At 63.8% G+C, this 20450-nt stretch carries 18 protein-coding genes; 4 read left to right on the top strand and 14 right to left on the bottom strand.

The features are described 5' to 3' along the window. Nucleotides 1–24 precede the first annotated feature (24 nt). From FFI89_RS13500 to FFI89_RS13485, 4 genes are all read right to left on the bottom strand, one after another. On the bottom strand, nucleotides 25–1950 hold the full coding sequence (locus FFI89_RS13500; protein WP_138837268.1) for a potassium transporter Kup: 1926 nt from the start codon (nucleotides 1948–1950) through the stop codon (nucleotides 25–27). Between the two features lie 156 nt (nucleotides 1951–2106). Next, nucleotides 2107–4005, bottom strand: a complete 1899-nt coding sequence (locus FFI89_RS13495; protein ID WP_138837265.1) for a potassium transporter Kup — start codon at nucleotides 4003–4005, stop codon at nucleotides 2107–2109. Nucleotides 4006–4163: 158 nt separating this feature from the next. Next, nucleotides 4164–4994 carry a flagellar motor protein MotB gene (locus tag FFI89_RS13490; protein WP_138837263.1) on the bottom strand — a complete coding sequence of 277 codons (831 nt, stop codon included), beginning with the start codon at nucleotides 4992–4994 and terminating at the stop codon, nucleotides 4164–4166. A 31-nt stretch (nucleotides 4995–5025) separates the two neighbouring features. After that, nucleotides 5026–5799 carry a motility protein A gene (locus FFI89_RS13485; protein WP_074828079.1) on the bottom strand — a complete coding sequence of 258 codons (774 nt, stop codon included), beginning with the start codon at nucleotides 5797–5799 and terminating at the stop codon, nucleotides 5026–5028. Between the two features lie 243 nt (nucleotides 5800–6042). Here FFI89_RS13485 and FFI89_RS13480 point away from each other — a divergent pair, with 243 nt between their 5' ends. Beyond that, on the top strand, nucleotides 6043–6204 hold the full coding sequence (locus tag FFI89_RS13480) for a hypothetical protein (RefSeq protein ID WP_246669449.1): 162 nt from the start codon (nucleotides 6043–6045) through the stop codon (nucleotides 6202–6204). A gap of 56 nt (nucleotides 6205–6260) precedes the next feature. On the opposite strand, the gene FFI89_RS13475 is transcribed toward FFI89_RS13480, so the two are convergent. The 5 genes from FFI89_RS13475 to FFI89_RS13455 all read right to left on the bottom strand — a co-directional run bounded on the left by FFI89_RS13475 (nucleotide 6261) and on the right by FFI89_RS13455 (nucleotide 11865). Then, entirely contained in the window at nucleotides 6261–7229 is a 969-nt protein-coding gene (locus FFI89_RS13475) for a tripartite tricarboxylate transporter substrate binding protein (protein WP_138837261.1), read from the bottom strand. Between the two features lie 51 nt (nucleotides 7230–7280). Further along, nucleotides 7281–7952, bottom strand: a complete 672-nt coding sequence (locus FFI89_RS13470) for an RraA family protein (protein ID WP_371722514.1) — start codon at nucleotides 7950–7952, stop codon at nucleotides 7281–7283. A 234-nt stretch (nucleotides 7953–8186) separates the two neighbouring features. Continuing rightward, nucleotides 8187–9071: a phosphatidylcholine/phosphatidylserine synthase gene (locus tag FFI89_RS13465; RefSeq protein ID WP_138837257.1), complete on the bottom strand. Its 885-nt coding sequence runs from the start codon at nucleotides 9069–9071 to the stop codon at nucleotides 8187–8189. A 65-nt stretch (nucleotides 9072–9136) separates the two neighbouring features. Beyond that, nucleotides 9137–9835 (bottom strand): phosphatidylserine decarboxylase, encoded by a 699-nt coding sequence (locus FFI89_RS13460; RefSeq protein WP_138837255.1) that lies wholly within the window; start codon nucleotides 9833–9835, stop codon nucleotides 9137–9139. A gap of 56 nt (nucleotides 9836–9891) precedes the next feature. Beyond that, complete coding sequence (locus FFI89_RS13455) at nucleotides 9892–11865, bottom strand: ABC transporter ATP-binding protein/permease (protein ID WP_138837253.1); 1974 nt, start codon at nucleotides 11863–11865, stop codon at nucleotides 9892–9894. A 212-nt stretch (nucleotides 11866–12077) separates the two neighbouring features. Between FFI89_RS13455 and FFI89_RS13450 the strand changes: the two genes are divergently transcribed. Then, nucleotides 12078–12683 (top strand): TIGR00730 family Rossman fold protein, encoded by a 606-nt coding sequence (locus tag FFI89_RS13450; RefSeq protein WP_168212884.1) that lies wholly within the window; start codon nucleotides 12078–12080, stop codon nucleotides 12681–12683. Nucleotides 12684–12695: 12 nt separating this feature from the next. Here the strand turns inward: FFI89_RS13450 and FFI89_RS13445 are convergent, their stop codons facing one another. The 4 genes from FFI89_RS13445 to cysS all read right to left on the bottom strand — a co-directional run bounded on the left by FFI89_RS13445 (nucleotide 12696) and on the right by cysS (nucleotide 16689). After that, nucleotides 12696–13073: a VOC family protein gene (locus FFI89_RS13445; protein WP_138837251.1), complete on the bottom strand. Its 378-nt coding sequence runs from the start codon at nucleotides 13071–13073 to the stop codon at nucleotides 12696–12698. A gap of 102 nt (nucleotides 13074–13175) precedes the next feature. Continuing rightward, nucleotides 13176–14774, bottom strand: a complete 1599-nt coding sequence (cimA, locus tag FFI89_RS13440; protein ID WP_138837249.1) for a citramalate synthase — start codon at nucleotides 14772–14774, stop codon at nucleotides 13176–13178. Beyond that, a complete protein-coding gene (locus FFI89_RS13435) occupies nucleotides 14771–15283 on the bottom strand; it encodes a GNAT family N-acetyltransferase (RefSeq protein ID WP_138837247.1) in 513 nt (170 codons plus the stop codon). The genes cimA and FFI89_RS13435 overlap by 4 nt, the downstream gene beginning before the upstream one ends. Next, nucleotides 15283–16689, bottom strand: a complete 1407-nt coding sequence (cysS, locus tag FFI89_RS13430; RefSeq protein ID WP_138837245.1) for a cysteine--tRNA ligase — start codon at nucleotides 16687–16689, stop codon at nucleotides 15283–15285. Before cysS ends, FFI89_RS13435 begins: the two co-directional genes overlap by 1 nt. A 301-nt stretch (nucleotides 16690–16990) precedes the next feature. Between cysS and FFI89_RS13425 the strand changes: the two genes are divergently transcribed. Together FFI89_RS13425 and FFI89_RS13420 are read left to right on the top strand one after the other, a co-directional pair. After that, nucleotides 16991–17314, top strand: coding sequence for a hypothetical protein (locus tag FFI89_RS13425; RefSeq protein WP_138837243.1), 324 nt, complete (start codon nucleotides 16991–16993; stop codon nucleotides 17312–17314). Nucleotides 17315–17481: 167 nt separating this feature from the next. Then, on the top strand, nucleotides 17482–18669 hold the full coding sequence (locus tag FFI89_RS13420; RefSeq protein WP_246669448.1) for a DUF2865 domain-containing protein: 1188 nt from the start codon (nucleotides 17482–17484) through the stop codon (nucleotides 18667–18669). A gap of 10 nt (nucleotides 18670–18679) precedes the next feature. Here the strand turns inward: FFI89_RS13420 and FFI89_RS13415 are convergent, their stop codons facing one another. Further along, on the bottom strand, nucleotides 18680–20431 hold the full coding sequence (locus FFI89_RS13415; RefSeq protein WP_138837241.1) for an NAD+ synthase: 1752 nt from the start codon (nucleotides 20429–20431) through the stop codon (nucleotides 18680–18682). Nucleotides 20432–20450 lie beyond the last annotated feature (19 nt).

Genomic DNA, 20450 nt, shown 5'->3' with positions numbered 1-20450 from the left:
CGGGCCGCGCCATCAGCCCAGGCGCTAGATCGTCACCTGGGTGCCGACTTCCACGACGCGCCCGGTCGGGATTTGGAAATAATCGGTGGCGTCGTTGGCGGAGCGGCTGAGGCGGATGAACAGCAGGTCCTGCCAGCGCGGCATGCCCGAATGCGCGGCCGGTTTCAGCGCGCGCCGGGACAGGAAAAACGACGTCGACATGATGTCGAACTGCCAGCCGAGCTTGCGGGCAATCGCCAGCGTCTTCGGTACGTTGGGCGATTCCATGAAACCGAACTTCAGGGTCACCCTGGAGAAGGTGGCGCTGAGCTGCTCCATGCGCACCCGCTCGGCGGGGTCGATGCGCGGCGTCGGCGCCGTCTCGATGGTGAGAATGACGTTCTTCTCGTGCAGCACCTTGTAGTGCTTCAGGCTGTGCATCAGCGCGGTCGGCGCGCTGTCGGGATCGGAGGTCAGGAACACGGCGGTGCCGGAGACGCGCTGCGGCGGGCGCTTTTCCAGCATCGCCACCAGATCGGCCAGCGGGAATTCCAGCTTGCGCGACTTCTCGAACAACAGCCGGCTGCCGCGCCGCCAGGTATACATCAGCAGCATCACGATGCCGCCGAGCGCCAGCGGCACCCAGCCGCCTTCGAGCACCTTCAGCAGATTGGCCGCAAGGAAGGTGAGATCGAGAAACAGAAACGGCGCGATCAGCGCGGCGGCCGCGATCGGCGACCATCTCCAGACCCGCCAGATCACGACAAAGCCCATCATCGCCGTGACCACCATGGTGCCGGTCACCGAGATTCCATAGGCCGAGGCCAGCGCGCTCGACGAGCGGAACAGCAGCACCAGCAGCATGACCGCGATGAACAGCAGCATGTTGATGCGCGGGATGTAGATCTGGCCGGAATGCGCTTCCGAGGTATGGCGAATTTCGAACCGCGGCATCAGGCCGAGCTGGATCGCCTGCCGCGTCAGCGAATAGGCGCCGGTGATCACGGCCTGGCTCGCGATCACGGTCGCCGCCGTCGCCAGACCGACCATCGGGATCAGCGCCCAGTCCGGGAACATCAGGAAGAACGGGTTTTCGATCGCCTTGGGATCGGCCATCAGCAGCGCGCCCTGTCCCATATAGTTCAGCGCCAGCGACGGCAGCACGATAAAGAGCCAGGCGGTCTGGATCGGCCGTTTGCCGAAATGCCCCAAATCGGCATAGAGCGCTTCGGCGCCGGTAACCGCCAGGAACACCGCGCCCAGCGTCACGAAGCCGATAATGCCGTGGTGGAACATGAAGGAAACAGCGTAAAGCGGATTGAGCGCCAGCAGCACCTCGGGATGCCCCACGATCGGCGGCACCGCCGCGACCGCGATGACGACGAACCAGACGCACATGACAGGCCCGAAGAACGCCGCGACGCTGGCGGTGCCACGCGACTGAACGGCAAACAGCACCACCAGGATGATGACGGTGAGCGGCACGACATAGGGATCGAAGGTCGCGGTGACGAGCTTGATGCCTTCGATCGCCGACAGCACCGACAACGCCGGCGTGATGACTGCGTCGCCGTAAAACAGCGCGCCGGAAATGATGCCGAGCAGCACGATGGCGCCGGCGCCCTTGGTCACGGCGCGCTGCGCCAGCGCCATTAGCGCCAGCGTTCCACCCTCGCCGTGATTGTCGGCGCGCAGCAGGATGACGACGTATTTCAGCGTCACCACGATGATCAGCGCCCACAGGATCAAGGACAGCACGCCGAGAATAGCCAGCGAGGTGACGTTCTCGGCGGTGCCGCTGGCGGCGACGATGGCCTCGCGCAGCGCGTAGAGCGGGCTGGTGCCGATGTCACCATAGACGACGCCGATGCTTCCGAGCATCAGGGCCTTGAAGCCCTCCGTGGAATGCGCTGCCCCATGTCCATTGGCCGCGGGCGTTTCCGCCGCGGTGACCGCACTTTCGGATGACATGGAAATGGGCCTCAGCCGTTCTCTCGCACTGCACAATGCAGAAGCGAAGCCGTATACTCCCGGCGGGAATGCATAGGTTAGCCTGAAATCAGGCCTCAGACATGCAATTCCCGCATGGGTCGCGATCCTACCTGCGGGGCGAATCCCCTCAAGCGATCAAATAGTTACCTGCGTACCGACCTCGACAACGCGCCCGGTCGGGATCTGGAAGTAGTCGGTCGCATCGTTGGCCGATCGGCTCATCGCAATGAACAGATGATCCTGCCATAGCGGCATGCCGGACTGCGCCGACGGCTTCAGCGAGCGACGCGACACGAAGAACGACGTCGCCATGATGTCGAACTGCCAGCCGAGCTTGCGCGCAATCACCAGCGCCTTCGGCACGTTCGGCGATTCCATGAAACCGAACCGCAGGCGCACGATCGAGAACTTGTCGCTGATGGTCTCCATCTTGACCCGTTCGGCCGGATCGACGCGCGGCGTCTGTGCGGTTTCGATGGTCAGGATGACATTGTGCTCGTGCAGCACCTTGTTGTGCTTGAGATTGTGCATCAGCGCGGTCGGCACAAAACTCGGATCCGAGGTTAGAAACACCGCGGTGCCCTTGACGATGTGGGGCGGACGCTTTTCGAGGCTCCGGATCAGGTCGGTCAGCGGCACCTCGATGCGCCGCGTCTTGGCGATCAGGATGGCGGCGCCACGGCGCCAGGTCCAGATCATCACGGCCACCGCCGCGCCGAACAACAGCGGCACCCAGGCGCCTTCGAGCAGCTTCAACAGGTTGGCGCTGAAGAAGGCCATGTCGACGACGACGAAAGGCAGGATCAGGGCAGCCGCGGTCGCCGCGCGCCAATTCCACAATTTCCAGATCACGACAAAGCCCATGATGCCGTCGGCGACCATGGTGGTGGAGACGGCGATGCCGTAGGCCGACGCCAGTCCGCTCGAGGTGCGGAACAACAGCACCAGCAGCAGCACGCCGAGCAGCAGAAGGCGGTTGACCCGCGGCAGATAGATCTGGCCGGCATGAGTCTCCGAGGTGTAGCGAACCTCGAACCGCGGCAACAGGCCGAGCTGCACGGCCTGCCGGATCAGCGAAAAGGCGCCGGTGATCACGGCCTGGCTCGCGATCACGGTCGCCGCCGTCGCCAGCACCACCAGCGGCAGCAGCAGCACATCCGGAACCATGCGGTAGAACGAGTTTTCGATCGCTGACGGATCGGACAGCACCAGTGCGCCCTGCCCGAAATAATTGATCAGTAGCGCGGGCAATACGAAATAGAGCCAGCCTGCCTGGATCGGCTTGCGCCCGAAATGACCGAGATCCGCATAGAGCGCCTCGCCGCCGGTCACCGCCAGGAATACCAGGCCCAGCGTCACGAGACCGATGGTGCCGTGCGACAGCACGAACTGGATCGCGTACCAGGGATTGATCGCCGCGAGCACGGTGGGATCGTCCTTGATGTGAAACAGCCCCATCGCCGCCAGCGCCGTGAACCAGACCACCATCACCGGCCCGAACGCCGAGGCGACGCGCGCGGTGCCGCTGCTCTGCACCGAGAACAGCAGGACCAGGATGAAGATCGTCAACGGGACGACGTAATGTTCCAGCCCCGGCGTGACCAACTTGAGGCCTTCGACCGCCGACAGTACCGAAATCGCCGGCGTGATCATGGAATCGCCGATGAACATCGAGGCGCCGACGACGCCGAGCGCCAGCAGCGGCAGACTTCGGCGGCCCAGCGCGCGCTGCCCCAGCGCCATCAGCGACAGCGTACCGCCCTCGCCGTTGTTGTCGGCGCGCAGCAGCAGCAGCACGTATTTGGCGGTGACGACAATAAACAGCGCCCACAGGATCAGACTGAGCACGCCGAGGACGATCGCGCGCGATACCGGCTCGCCGTGGGCGGCGTGCGCGACGGCCTCGCGAAAAGCATACAGCGGCGACGTGCCGATATCGCCGAACACCACGCCGATACCGCCCAGCGTCAGGGCCCAAAAACCGGTCGTGGCCGGCGCCTCATGGGCTTCGGTGGATGTGACGCTGACAGTCATGACGCGGGAAAAACGCTCTTGCGGTTGATTTGATCCGGGCGGCTATCGACGCTTCCGCGTTGCCTGTCAATCGAGCATAGCACCGCTGATGACGCGGAGCGCACCCAAAGCAGGTACGCATCACACCGCAATAGAGGTAATATGGTAGTTGGGTATTTTTACGGTTTCAAGTCCGGCGGCAGCGGCGGAGCTTCGCGCATCAATGTGATGGTCACGCGACGGTTGGCCGGCAGCGTCGGATCGTCGGGAAACAGCGGCTGACCGTCGGCCTTGCCGGCGACCGCGAAGATGTGGGACGGCGGCAGCCCTTCCCGTTCGAGAATCTGGCGCACCACATTGGCGCGATCGGCGGAAAGATCGAATGCACCGTAATCGCCACGGCCCGGCACGAAGCCTGCCGCGGTGTGGCCGGTAATGTTGACCCGCAGCGGCGTCGCCTTGAGCGGACCGGCCAGCTTCTGGATCAGACGGCGGGTACGGTCGTACGGCACCTTGGAGCCATCGGCGAACATCGAGCGGCCCTCCTGGTCGACGATTTCGAGATTGAGGCCCTCTTTGGTCTCCTCGAACATGATGTGCTTGGAGATTTCGGTCAGTTCCGGCATGTCCTGCAGCGCCTGGCGCAACGAGGCCGAGGCGAGCGAGAACTCGCGATCGACCTTCAGCTTTGCGCCATTTTCCTTGGAGCGGTCCTGGTCGTCCGGGGTTGGCGTCGCCGATGAATCCTCTGGCGCAATATGATCGACGTTCTTCAGCTTCGGCCGGGTCGGCAGACCGTCGGATTCGACGATGCCGGAATAGCGCACGTTGGTCTGCACGCCGAACGCTTCGCGCATCGAGCCCGCGACGACCTTCAGCTTGTTGTTGTCCATGGTCGAGAAGGCGACGAGCATCACGAAGAAGCTCATCATCAGGCCCATCAGGTCGGCAAAGGTCACGAACCAGCCGTGACCTCCGCCGTGTGCATCGCCGCGTTTTTTCTTGGCCATGGATTGAGCTCCGGACTGCCGTACCCGCGCCTCAGGCCGGAACCGGTTCGCCCTCTTCGTGGCGGTGTTTTTCCGGAAGGTAGGCCAGCAGCATTTCCCTGACCAGCGCCGGGCTCTTGGAGTCGCGGATCATCAGAATGCCGTCGATAATCAGCGTGCGGTTGGTTTCCTCGTCCAGAAGCTTGCCGTGCAGCTTGTCGGCGATCGGAAGACAGAACAGGTTCGCCACCAGCGCGCCGTACAGTGTCGCGAGCAGCGCGGTCGCCATGAACGGGCCGAGCTTCGACGGGTCGGTCATGTTGGCGAACATCTGCACCATGCCGATCAGCGTTCCGATCATGCCGAACGCCGGCGCGCAGTCGCCGATGGCGCGGTAGATCTTGCTGCCCTCGTCGAGATGCATCAGGAAGTTGTCGCGGTCGCGCTCGAGATTGTCGCGGATGAATTCGAGGTCGTAGCCGTCGGCGACATAGCGGATTCCCTTGGCGAGGAACGGCTCGTTGGTCTCGACCTTTTCCAGGCCGACCGGTCCCTGCTTGCGGGCAATCTCGGCAATGCGGGCGAGTTCGTCGACGAGGTCGCGCGCGGAAAGCCGGCTCATGGTGAAGGCGAACTTGGCGCCGAGCGGCAGGCCGTGCATCATCACGCCGAGCGGAAAGCGGATCATGGTGGCGGCGATCGAACCGCCGAAGATGATGATCATCGCATGTTCGGAGACGAACATGTGGAGGTCGCCGCCCATGAGCACCATGACGGTGATAACAGCGATACCGGACAGCAGCCCGACGCTCGTCATAATATCCATGGGAAACTCCTACGCGACACCCGCCTATCCTGGACGGTGCGCGGCCCAAATCGGGCCACGTAGGGCAACCCTACGGACCTGCCATTAAAGACCCGTAAAGGTTAAGTGCGGCAATTGCTGATGCGGCGCCGTGCGGTCGACCGGGCGTCCGGACCGGGCCCTGTGTGCCGGTACCGGTCGGGATATCAACCCTTTGCTAACCATACGGCCGTCGCGGCCAACGAGTCCTTCAAGGCGCAGAAGATGTTGACGTCGCAGGAATGGAAGAAGATGTATTCGGACGGCACCGTCACCAACTGGCTGCAGCAGTCGACCGACTTCTTCATGGCCAACGCCGGCGTCAAGGACTTTACGCCCGCCAGCAAGTACTTCGATCCGGGTCTGTACTTGAAGACGATCGCCTGAATCCGGCCAACGCGGTTTTGCGGAAACGGGACATCGCGGCGCGCCGGGCCGGCGCGCTATGGCGCCTGCGCGCCGATACCGGCTTCCTTGATGATCGGCCACCATTTTCCGATCTCGGTCTTCTGGAACGCGGCAAGCCCTTCCGGCGTCTGCTGGGCGCGCGGCGCGACGTCGAGACCCAGTTCCGTGAACCGCTTCTGGATCGCAGGGTCCGCCAGCGCCTCGACCGTCGCGGCATTGAGTCTCGCGATGATCTCCTTCGGCGTTCCCTTCGGCGCCCAGAAGCCGAACCAGCCCGACATGTAGAGCCCGGGCACGCCGGTCTCGTCGGCGGTCGGAATATCCGACATCGAGGCCGAGCGCTGCGGCGAGAGGTTGGCAAGCGCCTTGATCTTGCCGGCGCGAATTTGCGGCAGCGCCACCGCCCCCTGCACTACCAGCAGGTCCACCGTGCCCGACATCAGGTCGGTCATCGCCGGCCCGGCGCCGCGATACGGAATGAACTGCACTTTCTGCTTGGTCAGGTTCTCGAACAGCACGCCGGTAACGTTGGCCGCCGCGTTCTGGTTGACGAAGTTGATCTTGCCGGGGTTCGCCTTCATCCAGCTCACGAGCTCGCCAAGCGTCTTCGCCGGCAGGTCGTTCTTGGCGACCATGAGCTGCGGATTGTTGGAGATCAGCGCGATCGGCTCAAAGTCCTTTTCGAGGTCGTAGTCGAGCTTGTAGATGATGCTGCCGACATGGGTGTCCCACTGGCCGATGTCGAACGTATAACCGTCGGGCGCCGCGCGCGCGACACGGCCGACGCCGATGCTGCCGCCGGCGCCGCCGACATTTTCGATCACCACGGATTGCCCGAGCGGCACGCGCATCCGCTCGGCCATGATCCGGGCGGCGGCATCGGTCGAGCCGCCCGGCGGAAACGGAACCACCAGCGTGATGGGCCGCGAGGGATAGGTCTGCGCCTCGGCAGCGGGGACGCCGGCGAGGATCAGGAATGGCAGCGCCGCCCACAGCCTTCGCATCACGTTGCCCCTCGTCTGTTGATGCCCTGACTTTTCGTCAGTGGATATTCGTCAGTGAATCTCCGCCGATTTCTTCAGCGCTGCTTTCAGCTTTTCAAGCGTGAAGTCGGGGCTGCGGGCGATTTCCAGGATCGGCGTCTCGCGTCGGGCGCAGAGTTCGCAGGCATCCGGAATTTTCGCGGCGATATCGTGCGGGATCACGATCGCGCCGTGGCTGTCGGCGTGAATGAGATCGTCGGAGCGCACCGTCATGCCGGCGACACGGACTTCGCCGCCGAAATTCTCCGCATGCACCCAGGCGTGCGACGGTCCGATCGATCCGGCCAGCGCCTGAAAGCCAGGCGCCCATTGCGGGATGTCGCGGATTGATCCGTCGGTGATGACGCCGAGGCAGCCGAGCGCCTTGTGCACGTTGCTCTGCACCTCGCCCCAGAACGCGCCGTAGCCGACATCAGCGCCGTCGATGTCCTGGATCACGGTGATGCGCGGGCCGAATCCGGTGCCGACATATTCGTAATATTCGATGCGGCGTTTCGCCTGCTCCTCGGCAGGCAGGCCCGACTTCAGCACCGAACGGATCGTCACGGTGCGGGCATAGCCGACCATCGGCGGCAGATCGGGAAACGGGCAAACCAGCGGTTTGGTGGTGTAGCCGATCAGCCGGCGCTCGGGGGCGACGATTTCCATCGCATTGCAGATCGTCGGCGTGTCGTAGCGCCCCAGCGCTTCGAGCACGGACGCGGGCAGCGGGGCTGTAACGGCTTTGTTCACGGCGTTTTCTCCTTGATTGTCGGGCCGGCTGTTTTTCGAAAGCCGTGCATCCATAGCCTATAGCGGAGAAGCGCGCGATCAGCAAAAGTGGAGTGCGGTTTTGCGTCCGATCGCGCGCCGAAATTGAGCGGCTCAAACCCAACTCGGCAGTGGCTCATGGCAGATATCGGAAGTTGCGCGCGGGCCTCAGTTCAGCCGCGTCGGCCGTTCGTCCTCGGTATCGCTCGGCGCCGGCGCAAATGTCGAAGCCGCCGCCGTCGTCGGTGCAGCAGCATCGGCTGTCGCAGCTACCGCGGACGCCGCATTGCGCTCATGATCGCGATACGACTTCCAACCCAGCGGCAGGCTCAAGAGATACAGCACCGAACCGCATGACAGAATGTGCCAGGGATAGCCGATCAACAGCGCGATGAAGAACACCACCGAGACGAACACCGGCAGCACCATTTCCGGCGGCACGCGCATCTTCACCGTCTTGCCGGAAAATACCGGCAGCCGCGACACCATCAGGAATGCAATCACAAGCGTATAGACCGCGGTCAGCGTCGCCGGCGCCTTTGGAATGCCGAGGAAGGCCAGATAGACCGGCAGCAGCGCGAGGATCGCACCCATCGGCGCGGGCACGCCGGTGAAATAATTCGCCGCAAAGGCGGGCTTGTCGGGATCGTCGATCGAGGCGTTGAAACGCGCCAGCCGCAGGCCGCCCGAGATCGCGAACACCATCGCCGCGATCCAGCCGCCGTTGTTGAGTTCGTGCAACTGCCAGAAGTACAGGATGAGACCCGGCGCGACGCCGAAATTGACGAAGTCGGCGAGGCTGTCGAGTTCGGCACCGAACTTCGACTGGCCCTTGATCATGCGCGCGACGCGGCCATCGACCCCGTCGAGCACGGCCGCGAACACGATGGCGTAGACCGCAAGGTCCATCCGTCCCTCGGTCGACAGCCGGATCGCCGTCAGCCCGGCGCAGATCGCCAGCAAGGTGATGAAATTCGGCACCAGCATTCGCACCGGGATCGGGCGAAACCGGCGGCGGCGCATGTGCGGATACTGGGGGTCAAAGGGCGTCATGGCTTGCCATTATATAGCAAGCCAGGGCGCGGTCCGCTATCGGCGGTTCCAGCCGAAGGGGATGGTTAATCGGCGCGGAACGTCCGCCCCTGTTCGCTGGAGCCGAAATCGGCCAAAATGGTCTCGCCCGCAATCGCGGTCTGGCCCTCGGAAACCAGCGATTTCATGCCTTCCGGCAGATAGACGTCGAGACGCGATCCGAACCGGATCAGGCCGAACCGCTCGCCGGCGCCGATCGACTGCCCTTCCCGCACGAATGAGACGATCCGCCGCGCCACCAGGCCGGCGATCTGGACCACACCGATCCGCCCGTTGGCGGTGGAGATCACCAGCGAATTGCGCTCATTGTCTTCGCTGGCCTTGTCGAGTTCGGCATTGATGAACGCGCCCGGACGGTAGGCGATGCGGTCGATCCGGCCTGAAACGGGGCTGCGGTTCACATGGCAGTTGAACACGCTCATGAAGATCGAGATGCGCGGCAGCGGCCGGTCGCCGAGACCGAGTTCAGCCGGCGGCAGCACCTGCCCGATCATCGAGATGCGGCCGTCGGCCGGCGCCACCACGATGCCTTCGCGCACCGGCGTCACGCGAACGGGATCGCGGAAGAACAGCGCACACCAGATCGTCAGGACCGTTCCAATCCACCCCAGCGGGGTCCAGATCCAGAACAGGATCAGGCTGGCCAGTGCAAAGCCGCCGATGAAGGGATAGCCCTCCGGATGAATCGGCGGGATCTGGGCGCGGATGGAATTCACAATCGACATGATGGCTCGCTGTTGTCTGTCACAATGCCGCACCGGGAGGCGACGCTTACTTACGATTATTCCGCGGCGGTCGCTATCGGATCTTTCGCGGGACCGCCGGGTTGATCATCGACCTGTGGCGGAGCGCGGTTCGGCGCCTCGTTATCGTCGTCGATCTGCGCGAGTTTCTCCCGCGCCTCCTCAGCCTCACGCTGCCTGTTCCACATACTGGCATAGAGTCCGCCGGAAGCCAAAAGCCGTGCGTGGGTGCCGCGTTCGGCGATGCGGCCCTGATCGAGCACGATGATTTCATCGGCACCGACGATGGTCGAGAGCCGGTGCGCGATCACCAGCGAAGTGCGGCCACGCGAGACGCGTTCGAGCGACTCCTGGATCTCGTGCTCGGTGTGGCTGTCGAGCGCCGAGGTCGCCTCGTCGAGCACCAGGATCGGCGGCGCCTTGAGCACCGTGCGCGCGATCGCGACCCGCTGCTTCTCGCCGCCCGACAATTTCAGCCCGCGCTCGCCGACCTGGGTCTCATAGCCCTTCGGCGACATCTTGATGAAACTGTCGATCTGCGCCAGTTGCGCCGCTTCCTCCACTTCCGCGTCGCTGGCGTCCCAGCGGCCGTAGCGGATGTTGTAGCGGATGGTGTCGTTGAACAGCACGGTATCCTGCGGCACCATGCCGATCGAAGCCCGCAACGAGCCCTGCGTGACGTTCCTGATATCCTGGCCGTCGATCAGGATCCTGCCGCCGGAGACGTCATAGAGGCGGAACAGCAGCCGCGAGATCGTCGACTTGCCGGCGCCGGAAGGGCCGACGATCGCGACCGTCTTGCCGGCGGGCACCTCGAAGCTGAGGCCTTTCAGGATCGGCCGCTCGGCATCATAGGCAAAACGCACGTCGTCGAAACGCACGTTGCCCGAACTCACGATCAAGGGCACGGCCCCCTTGATATCCTTGACCTCGGGATTGCGCGACAACACCTCGAACATCTTCTCGATGTCGATGATGGCCTGCTTGATCTCGCGATAGACCATGCCCATGAAATTCAGCGGCTGATAAAGCTGGATCATCATGGCGTTGATCATGACGAAATCGCCGACCGTATGGGTGCCGTTGCGGATGCCGGATACGCACATCAGCATGGTCGCGGTAAGGCCGGCGGTGAAAATGATGGCTTGCCCGGTATTGAGAACCGCCAGCGACGTATAGGTCTTCACGCTCGCTCTTTCGAAGCGTTCCATCGAGTGGTCGTAGCGCGTGGCCTCGCGCTGCTCGGCGCTGAAATATTTCACCGTCTCGTAGTTCAGGAGCGAGTCGATCGCCTTGGTGTTCGCCTCGGTGTCGGAATCGTTCATCTTGCGGCGGATCTCGATCCGCCACTCGGTCGCGACATAGGTGAAATACATGAAGACGACGACCGTGAGCAGGACGGCAACGACGTAGCGCCAGTCGAACTGCCACAGCAGAACGCCCGCCAGCAGCGCGACCTCGACGACGGTCGGGATCAGTTGCAGGATCACCATCCGCACGATCACCTCGATGCCGGAGCGGCCGCGCTCCAGCACGCGCGTCAATCCACCGGTCTTGCGCTCGAGATGGAAGCGCAGCGACAATTCGTGCATGTGAACGAAGGTGATGTAGGCGAGCTTGCGCACCGCATGCATCGCCACCCGCGCGAAGATGCCGTCGCGCCACTGCGTCAGCACCGCCATCAGCACGCGGATGCCGCCATAGCTGAGGGTCATCAGCAACGGCGACGCAACCAGCCACAGCGCCCAGTTCGACGGCTCGACCGGCGCGCTGCCGGTGCCGCTGAGCGCGTCGATCGCCCATTTGAAGGTGAAGGGTACCGACAGCGTCGCGACTTTTGCGATCAGCAGCAACACCACCGACCAGACCACGCGCATTTTGAGGTCGGCGCGATCACCCGGCCAGATGAAGGGCCACAAATGCACCAGCGTCCCGATCAGCGTGGCCTTGTCGGCAGGACTGGCGGGCGACGGGACCTCTTGGGCCCGCGGGTGCGAATCGGTATGGGCCATCAGTTCAGCGCCCGCAACAGGAGGGCGCACCGGTTCGCAATCAGATGTTTTTCAGGGGCTCGCATATGCCCGTCATATAGAGCGTTTGAATGCCGCGTACAGCCTTGAAAAATAAAACTTTCCCGTTTTGGAGGCATTTCCGGGCCAATTCCGCTCCGGTCCCCGGCATCGCCAGACTTGAGCTTTTTTCGCTGCAGTGCCACATAAATAGCATGAACCAAATCAGAACCGTCTGCGTCTATTGCGGCTCCGGCTCCGGATCCAATCCCCGCTTTGTCGAAGCAGCCGTGGCCCTTGGCAAGGTCTTCGCCGAGAACCATGTCCGGCTCGTCTATGGCGGCGGATCGGTCGGGTTGATGGGCGCGGTCGCCAAGTCCGTCCTCGATCACGGCGGCTCCGTCACCGGGATCATTCCGGAGTTTCTCCGGGCCAAGGAAAACGCCTTGGCGCGCGTACAAGAGATGCTCGTTACGCCCGACATGCACGAGCGCAAGCGGCTGATGTTCGAACGCTCCGACGCTTTCGTCGCCTTGCCGGGCGGGATCGGCACGCTGGAGGAGCTGGTCGAGCAGATGACATGGCAGCAGCTCGGCCGCCACACCAAGCCGGTCCTGCTTGCCAATATCGACAATTTCTGGGAACCGCTGCTGTCGCTGCTCTCGCATATGCGCGCCACCGAGTTCATTCGCCCGGGGCTAAGTATCGACATTCTCAAGGCCGAACGGGTCGAGGATATCCTGCCGCGCCTGCGCGCCGCCGCCGCGCGCGCACCCACCGGCACCCAGGAAATGGCGCCGGAAGTGGCGCGACGGCTTTAGGCGCGCTCGTCTTCACTCGTCCGGAAATGTCACGGCCTCGATGCGGTTGCCATCGGGATCGGTCACGAACGCCGCGTAATACCGCACACGATCATGCGGGCGCAGCCCGGGTGCGCCGTCGGAGCGACCGCCGCTGACCAGTGCTGCGGCGTGAAACGCATCGACGTCGCCGGTGGATTTGGCGCGAAGGCAGATATGGGTGCCGCTTTCGGGCGAGACCGGCGCCATGCCGGCGCGAAGGTTGATCCAGAACTCCGGATAATTTTTGCCGAAACCGATGGTCGCGGGACGCGTCACCAGACGCAAGAGGCCGAGCGGTGCCAGCGTGGCTTCATAGAACCGCGCGGAGCGTTCGAGGTCGCTGACGCCGACGGAGATGTGGTCGATCATAAGGTGCGCCTCTCAGTCTCCGTCATTCCGGGATGGTGCGTGAGCACCAGACCCGGAATCTCGAGATTCCGGGTTCGCTGCGCGCCCCGGAATGACAGTTCATCACGCCGGCGCGCCGGACTTCACCAACTTGTAGATCACCGAATCCATCAGCGCCTGGAACGAGGCGTCGATGATGTTGGGCGAGACGCCGACCGTGGTCCAGCTCTCACCCTGCTCGTCCTCGCTCTCGATCAGCACCCGCGTCACCGCTTCCGTGCCGCCATTGAGGATACGCACGCGGTAGTCGATCAGCTTCAGGCCGTCGATATACTTCTGGTACTTGCCGAGATCCTTGCGCAGGGCGACATCGAGCGCGTTGACGGGACCGTTGCCTTCGGCTGCCGAGATCAGGTGTTCGCCAGCCACATCGACCTTCACCACCGCGAGCGCCACCGTGACACGTTGGCCGTTGGCGTTGTAGCGCTGCTCGACATTGACGTCGAACTGCTCGACCCGGAAATACTCCGGCACCCGGCCAAGCGTGCGCCGCGCCAGCAGATCGAACGAGGCATTGGCGGACTCATAGGCAAAGCCGGCCGCCTCGCGCTCCTTCAACTCCTCGACCAGCCGCGCCAGTTTCGGATCGCTCTTTTCATAGGGGATCCCGGCGCGGTCGAGCTCGGCCATGACATTGGAGCGGCCGGCCTGGTCGGACACCAGCACCTTGCGATGGTTGCCGACGGTTTCCGGCAGCACATGCTCGTAGGTGTGCGGGTCCTTCATCACGGCGGAGGCATGAATGCCGGTCTTGGTCACGAACGCGCTTTCGCCGACATAGGCTGCGTGGCGGTCCGGCGCGCGGTTGAGCATGTCGTCGAGCGCGCGCGACACCGTCATCAAGGTCGCCATCTTCTCAGGCGTCACGCCGATCTCGAAGGCGTCGGAGAATTCGTGCTTCAGCCGCAGCGTCGGGATCAGCGAACACAGGTTGGCGTTGCCGCAGCGTTCGCCGAGCCCGTTCAACGTGCCCTGGATCTGCCGTGCGCCGGCGCGAACCGCGGCCAGCGAATTGGCGACCGCCTGTTCGGTGTCGTTATGGGCATGGATGCCGACGTGTCCGCCGGGGATGTGTTTGATGACATTGCCGACGATGGTCTCGACCTCGTGCGGCATGGTGCCGCCATTGGTGTCGCACAGCACCACCCAGCGTGCGCCGGATTCGTAGGCGGCCTTGGCGCAGGCCAGCGCGAAATCGGCGTTTTCCTTGTAGCCGTCGAAGAAGTGCTCGCAATCGACCATCACCTCGCGGCCGGCGGCTTTCGCAGCGGCAACGCTGTCGCGGATCGAGGCGATGTTTTCCTCGTTGGTGGTCTCGAGCGCCACCCGCACCTGGTAGGCGGAGGATTTCGCGACAAAACAGATGGCATCGGCCTTGGCTTCGATCAGCGCGGCAAGGCCGGGGTCGTTCGAGGCCGAGCGGCCCGGACGCCGCGTCATCCCGAACGCGGTAAACTTCGCGTGGTCGAGCTTCGGCTTCTTGGCAAAAAATTCAGTATCGGTCGGATTGGCGCCGGGATAGCCGCCCTCGACATAGTCGATGCCGAGTTCGTCGAGCATGCCGGCGATGATCTGCTTGTCATGCAGGGTGAAGTCGACGCCATTGGTTTGCGCGCCATCGCGCAGCGTGGTGTCGAACAGATAAAGGCGTTCGCGGCTCATGATGGCGCTCCCGGCGCGGCGTTGGCAGCCAGCGTCTTCTGCATCGTGGTGTTGGCGAGCCATTCGCCGTTGATGGTGACGGTGTTACGCTGCTTGCCGACATAGCCGCGCTTCTGGAAAAACCTCTCCGCGGTGTCGCTGGCGTCGACCGTGAGGATTTTTGCGCCGCGGGCGCCGGCGAGCTTCTCCAGCGCGTCGACCAACATGGAAGCGACGCCCTGCCCTGCCACGCTCGGATGCACATACAGCATGTCTATGTGGTCGGGCCCCTTCAGCGAGGCGAAACCCACCGGCGAATTCTGCAACGTCGCAATCAGTGTCAACTGGCCTGCGAGACGTTTGCCGAATTGCTCCTCATCCTCGGCCGTCGCGGCCCAGGCTTCCTGCTGCGCTTCGCTGTAGTCATCGCCGGTCAATTCCTGGATCGCGGCCACGAAGATCGCCGCGAGAATCGGCGTATCCTCCGGCAAAAACGGCCGCAGCGCGGGCTTGGGCAAGGTCTGTCCCATCACGCGATCTCCCAGGTGGTCACGGGTTTCCCTTCGGCATCCTTGCCGTCCTTGATGGCAACGCCCATGGCGGCGAGTTCGTCGCGAATACGATCGGACTCCTTGAAGTCCTTTCGCGCCCGCGCGGCGGCACGCTCCGCGATCAGCCGATCGACCTGCGTCGCATCGACGCCGCTGGCTTGCTGCTTTCGGCCCTTCCATGCGGCGGCACTCTCGGAGAGGAAGCCGAGAAGGCGCAAGGAAGCGGCGAACTGGTCGCGATCCCCATCGTTTCCGGAAGCAGCGCTATTCCGCAAACCGTGCAGCGACGCGACCATCTGCGGCGTGTTCAGGTCGTCCGACAGCGCCGCGATGACGGCATCGGAAGGCTGTCCGCCCTTGATGTCGGCGGCGACCCAATACCAGTCGTCGAGCGTTTTTGCGCTTTCTTCCAATCCCTTCAACGTCCAGTCCATCGGCGAGCGGTAATGCGCCTTCAACATATTGAGGCGAAGCACTTCGCCCGGCCAATCGGCCAGCAGTTCCCGGATGGTGACGAAGTTGCCGAGCGACTTCGACATCTTGGTGTCTTCGATCTGCACGAATTCATTGTGCATCCAGTAATTCGCCATCGCGGGTGTGCCATGCGCGCAACGCGATTGCGCGATTTCGTTCTCGTGATGCGGAAAGATCAAATCCAGGCCGCCGCCGTGGATGTCGAACACGTCGCCGAGATAGGCTGCACTCATGGCCGAGCATTCGATGTGCCATCCCGGGCGGCCCCTACCCCACGGGCTTTCCCATCCCGGCTCGTCGCCGGACGATTGCTTCCACAACACAAAATCGCCCGGATTTTTCTTGTGCGCATCGACAGCGACGCGCGCACCCGGTCGCTGCTCGTCCAGCTTGCGGCCCGAAAGCGCGCCATAGTCCAGCATCGACGCCGTATCGAACAGAACTTCGCCGCCCGCTTCATAAGCGTGACCACGCGCGATCAACTGCTTGATGAGCGTCACCATATCCGTCTTGCCGTCCGCGCGCGGCAGCACGAAGTCAGTCGCGCGGGGTTCGAACGTCGGTGGCAGTGAGCCCAATGCCGCAGCGTCGGCGTAAAACTGGTTAGCGGTCACTTCGGTAACCTTGCGGATCGCCTCGTTCAGCGGCAGACCCGGAAAATCCCGCACCGCCCGCGCGTTGATCTTGTCGTCGACGTCGGTGATGTTGCGAACATAGGTGACGTGCTCGGTGCCGTAGAGGTGCCGCAGCAGCCGGAACAGCACGTCGAACACGATGACCGGGCGCGCATTGCCGATATGGGCGAAGTCGTAGACCGTCGGCCCGCAGACATACATGCGGACATTCGAGGGATCGAGCGGCGTGAACGGCCGCTTCTCCTTGGTCAACGTATCGTAGAGGCGCAATTGCATGGATATCCCGTCCGTTGCGGCCGGGCGTCGAGTGATCTCATGTTGAGAAAAGACGGCCTCAGCCAGCGAATCGCTAGCTAATAATCTCGCGGCAAATGCTGCAGATGGCGAGGAGACCGTTCATGGTTCCACCATGTCCCAGCCCGGGGCACGGCGTCAAGGCCTTGGTTGTGCCCGATTTGGGGCCGAATTGACCGCCCCCGCCGCCTCCCGACGCGCCCGGGCCTTCATGGTTAATCATTATTAACACTTTGGGCTTATCCCTCTGGGGCGGTCCTAATTCTCCTCACTGGTGTTGCCCATGCGAATTTCGTCAGCATTCATTTTCGATGCGCTCCTGGTCTGCGGACTGCTGTTCGCCGTCTCGGCCGCGCATGCCGACAGCCGCGTTTTCATCGTCGCCAACCAGGCCGACGGCTACGGCGTCGATCAGTGCCTCGCCAAAGGCGACAAGTGCGGAGCGCATGCGGCCCGCTCCTATTGCCAGTCACGGGAATTTGCACAGGCCACCGCCTATCGCCGCGTCGATCCCGATGAAATTACCGGCTCGGTTCCCAAGGCCGGGAATGAGAAATGCAGCGGCAACGGCTGCAACGAATACGTCGCCATTACCTGCCAGCGCTGAAACGGTCTTTCCGCTGCGAATCAAGGGGCGGTTTGCCACACCGGTGCCCCGGAAACGACGTGACGCTGCCCCGAGAAGCAGGTATGTGATGCGGCCTTGGCCGCACCATGCCGCCATGGCCGCGCCTCAAGGCTCCCGAGCCGCGCGGAACCTCTCGATGGCCGGATATGCTCGAAATACCTGACGCTGCCTCCTCCCGCTGGATATTGACTGGCGCCATGCTGCTCGGCCTCATCGCCGTGAGCGCGCCGGCGTTTGCACAGATGAGCCAGGGCGCCCCGCCGCCCCAGCAAGGCGCGCCGCAGGCGGGTCCCGCGCAGTCCAATCCGCAGTCCAATCCGATGTGCGTCCGGCTCGAAGGCCAGTTGGCGACCATCGACCGCGGCGCCGGCAGCGGCGATCCCGCCAAGGACGAGCAGATCCGCCGCTACCAGGATGCCGCCGCCAAGCAGCAGGCCGAACTCGATCGCGTCACGATGCAGGCCAAGCGGATGGGCTGCGAAAGTTCGGGCTTCTTCTCGCTGTTCAACGGCCAGTCGGCGCAGTGCGGACCGGTCAACAACCAGATCCAGCAGATGCGCGGCAATCTCGACCAGATCACCACCAGCCTTGAACGGCTACGCAGCGGTGGCATCGGCGGCGCCGATCGTGAAAACCAGCGCCGCTCGGTGCTGACGGCGCTGGCGCAGAACAATTGCGGCCCGCAATACGCCGCCGCCGCGCGCAGCGGTGGCAACTTCATCGACAATCTGTTCGGCAACAACGGCAACCAGATCCCGCCGCCGGCTGCCGAGTTCGGTCCGCAGTCCGGCACCTTCCGCACCGTCTGCGTCCGCACCTGCGACGGCGCCTATTTCCCGGTCTCGTTCGCGACGGTGCAGGCGCGGTTTCCCGACGACGAGAAGACCTGCAAGGCGCTGTGCCCGGCGACGGAGGCGTCGTTGTTCACCTACCGCAACCCCGGCGAAGACATCAACCAGGCGGTCTCGGTCAGCGGCCAGCCTTACTCGTCACTTCCGAACGCGTTCAAGTTCCGCAGCGAGTTCAACCCGTCCTGCGCCTGCAAGGCCGCGGGCCAGACCTGGTCCGACGCGCTGAAATCGGTCGAGGACAAGGCCGCGGCCGAACAGCAGGGTGACATCATCGTCACCGAGGAAAGCGCGCGGAAGATGCAGCAGCGCGCACAGCCGGCGGCTAAAACCACGCCGGCCAAAAAGGGCGCGGCGCCCGCTGCCACCACGGCTACCGCCCCGCCGCCTGCAACACCGGCGCCTGCCGCCGAGCCAAGCGGCGCGGCGGATGAGAAAAAGCCGATCCGCACCGTCGGCCCGACGTTCATTCCGCCGAAACAATAGCGTTCGAAAGCTAGCCTTCGAGCGCTTCGATTGACGCGCGCCCGGCGCGGGCGACGAGCTTGTCGTCGGGCTCGGGCAATGCCTTGCCGTTATCGCGAAAACGGTTGGTGATGGGATAGCGGCGATCCCTGCCGAAATTCTTCTCCGTCACCTTCACGCCGGGTGCCGCCTGACGGCGCTTGTATTCGGCGACGTTGAGCAGCCGGTCGATCCGCGTCACGACGTCGGCCGGGAAACCGGCGGCGATGATCGCAGCCAACGGCTCCTCACGCTCGACCAGACGTTCGAGAATGCCGTCCAGCATGTCGTAGGGCGGCAGCGAATCCTGGTCGGTCTGGTTCTCGCGCAATTCCGCGGTCGGCGGCCGGATGATGATGTTGACCGGAATGACCTCGCCAGAAGGCCCGAGCGCGCCGTCCGGCTTCCATTCGTTGCGCAGGCTCGAGAGCCGAAACACTTCGGTCTTGTAGATGTCCTTGATCGGATTGAAGCCGCCGTTCATGTCGCCATAGATGGTGGCGTAGCCGACCGACATTTCCGACTTGTTGCCGGTCGTGACCACCATCGCGCCGGTCTTGTTCGAAATCGCCATCAGCAGCGTGCCGCGGGTACGCGCCTGCAGGTTTTCTTCGGTGATATCGCGCGGCAGGCCCGCGAACGGCACCGAAAGAATCTTCTCGAAGCCGTTGACGGCATCGGCGATCGGCAGCACCTCGTAGGGGAAGCCGAGTGCCTTGGCGAGCTTGGCGGCATCGTCGAGCGACACCTGCGCGGTAAATCGGAACGGCAGCATCACGCCGCGTACTTTTTCAGCGCCGAGCGCATCGACCGCGATCGCCGCGCACAGCGCGGAATCGATGCCGCCGGAGACGCCGAGCAGCACGCCCGGAAATCCGTTCTTGCGGACGTAATCGCGCAAACCGAGCACGCAGGCCGCGTAATCGCCCTTGTCGCCGTCGAGCAACGGCGCCACCGGGCCTTTGCAGCGCCAGCCATCCGCACTCTTGGTCCAGCGCAAGGTGGTGATGTTTTCCTCGAACGCCGGCAATTGCGCCGCGACCGACAGGTCAGCGTTCAGCGCGAACGAGGCGCCATCGAACACCAATTCGTCCTGACCGCCGATCTGATTGAGATAGACCAGCGGCAATCCGCTTTCGGTGACGCGGGCGACCGCGATCGACAGCCGCAGGTCGTTCTTGTCGCGCGCATAGGGCGAGCCGTTCGGCACCACCAGGATTTCCGCGCCGGTTTCGGCGAGGCATTCGACGACGTTCTCGTATTCCTCTGACTCTTCGAGCCAGATGTCCTCGCAGATGGGAACGCCGACCCGGATGCCGCGGACGGTGACCGGACCCGCGGCCGGGCCGCGGGCGAACAGGCGCTTCTCGTCGAACACGCCGTAGTTCGGCAGGTTGGCCTTGAAGCGAAGGGCGGCGATACGGCCCTGGTCGAGCAGCGCGCAGGCATTATAGAGCTTGCCGTCCTCGACCCAGGGCGTGCCGATCAGTACGGCGGGGCCGCCGCCGGCGGTCTCGCGCGCCAGTTCCTCGATAGCGGCGCGGCAGGCGGCCTGGAAGGCGGGCTTCAGCACCAGGTCTTCCGGCGGGTAGCCGGTGATGAACAATTCCGGCAGCACCAGCAGGTCGGCGCCGTCGGCCTTGGCCTGGTCGCGCGCGGCGCGCGCCTTGGCGGCGTTGCCGGCGACGTCGCCGACCGTCGGGTTCAACTGTGCCAGCGTGATCGTGAATGTCGGTTCGGTCATGGGTCGATGGTGCCTTGCA

The organism is Bradyrhizobium sp. KBS0727 (assembly GCF_005937885.2).
Classification (GTDB): Bacteria; Pseudomonadota; Alphaproteobacteria; order Rhizobiales; family Xanthobacteraceae; genus Bradyrhizobium.
Note: the sequence above shows the minus strand (reverse complement) of the source record. Positions and strands in the feature narration are given on the sequence as shown.

Excerpts from the sequence above, each read along its gene's own strand:
- FFI89_RS13455 (WP_138837253.1), bottom strand. The coding sequence starts at position 11,865 with ATGGCCCATACCGATTCGCACCCGCGGGCCCAAGAGGTCCCGTCGCCC.
- FFI89_RS13460 (WP_138837255.1), bottom strand. The coding sequence starts at position 9,835 with ATGTCGATTGTGAATTCCATCCGCGCCCAGATCCCGCCGATTCATCCG.
- FFI89_RS13495 (WP_138837265.1), bottom strand. The coding sequence starts at position 4,005 with ATGACTGTCAGCGTCACATCCACCGAAGCCCATGAGGCGCCGGCCACG.
- FFI89_RS13480 (WP_246669449.1), top strand. The coding sequence starts at position 6,043 with ATGTTGACGTCGCAGGAATGGAAGAAGATGTATTCGGACGGCACCGTC.
- FFI89_RS13450 (WP_168212884.1), top strand. The coding sequence starts at position 12,078 with ATGAACCAAATCAGAACCGTCTGCGTCTATTGCGGCTCCGGCTCCGGA.
- cysS (WP_138837245.1), bottom strand. The coding sequence starts at position 16,689 with ATGCAATTGCGCCTCTACGATACGTTGACCAAGGAGAAGCGGCCGTTC.
- FFI89_RS13435 (WP_138837247.1), bottom strand. The coding sequence starts at position 15,283 with ATGGGACAGACCTTGCCCAAGCCCGCGCTGCGGCCGTTTTTGCCGGAG.
- cimA (WP_138837249.1), bottom strand. The coding sequence starts at position 14,774 with ATGAGCCGCGAACGCCTTTATCTGTTCGACACCACGCTGCGCGATGGC.
- FFI89_RS13490 (WP_138837263.1), bottom strand. The coding sequence starts at position 4,994 with ATGGCCAAGAAAAAACGCGGCGATGCACACGGCGGAGGTCACGGCTGG.
- FFI89_RS13485 (WP_074828079.1), bottom strand. The coding sequence starts at position 5,799 with ATGGATATTATGACGAGCGTCGGGCTGCTGTCCGGTATCGCTGTTATC.
- FFI89_RS13415 (WP_138837241.1), bottom strand. The coding sequence starts at position 20,431 with ATGACCGAACCGACATTCACGATCACGCTGGCACAGTTGAACCCGACG.
- FFI89_RS13465 (WP_138837257.1), bottom strand. The coding sequence starts at position 9,071 with ATGACGCCCTTTGACCCCCAGTATCCGCACATGCGCCGCCGCCGGTTT.
- FFI89_RS13500 (WP_138837268.1), bottom strand. The coding sequence starts at position 1,950 with ATGTCATCCGAAAGTGCGGTCACCGCGGCGGAAACGCCCGCGGCCAAT.
- FFI89_RS13475 (WP_138837261.1), bottom strand. The coding sequence starts at position 7,229 with ATGCGAAGGCTGTGGGCGGCGCTGCCATTCCTGATCCTCGCCGGCGTC.
- FFI89_RS13425 (WP_138837243.1), top strand. The coding sequence starts at position 16,991 with ATGCGAATTTCGTCAGCATTCATTTTCGATGCGCTCCTGGTCTGCGGA.
- FFI89_RS13445 (WP_138837251.1), bottom strand. The coding sequence starts at position 13,073 with ATGATCGACCACATCTCCGTCGGCGTCAGCGACCTCGAACGCTCCGCG.
- FFI89_RS13420 (WP_246669448.1), top strand. The coding sequence starts at position 17,482 with ATGCTCGAAATACCTGACGCTGCCTCCTCCCGCTGGATATTGACTGGC.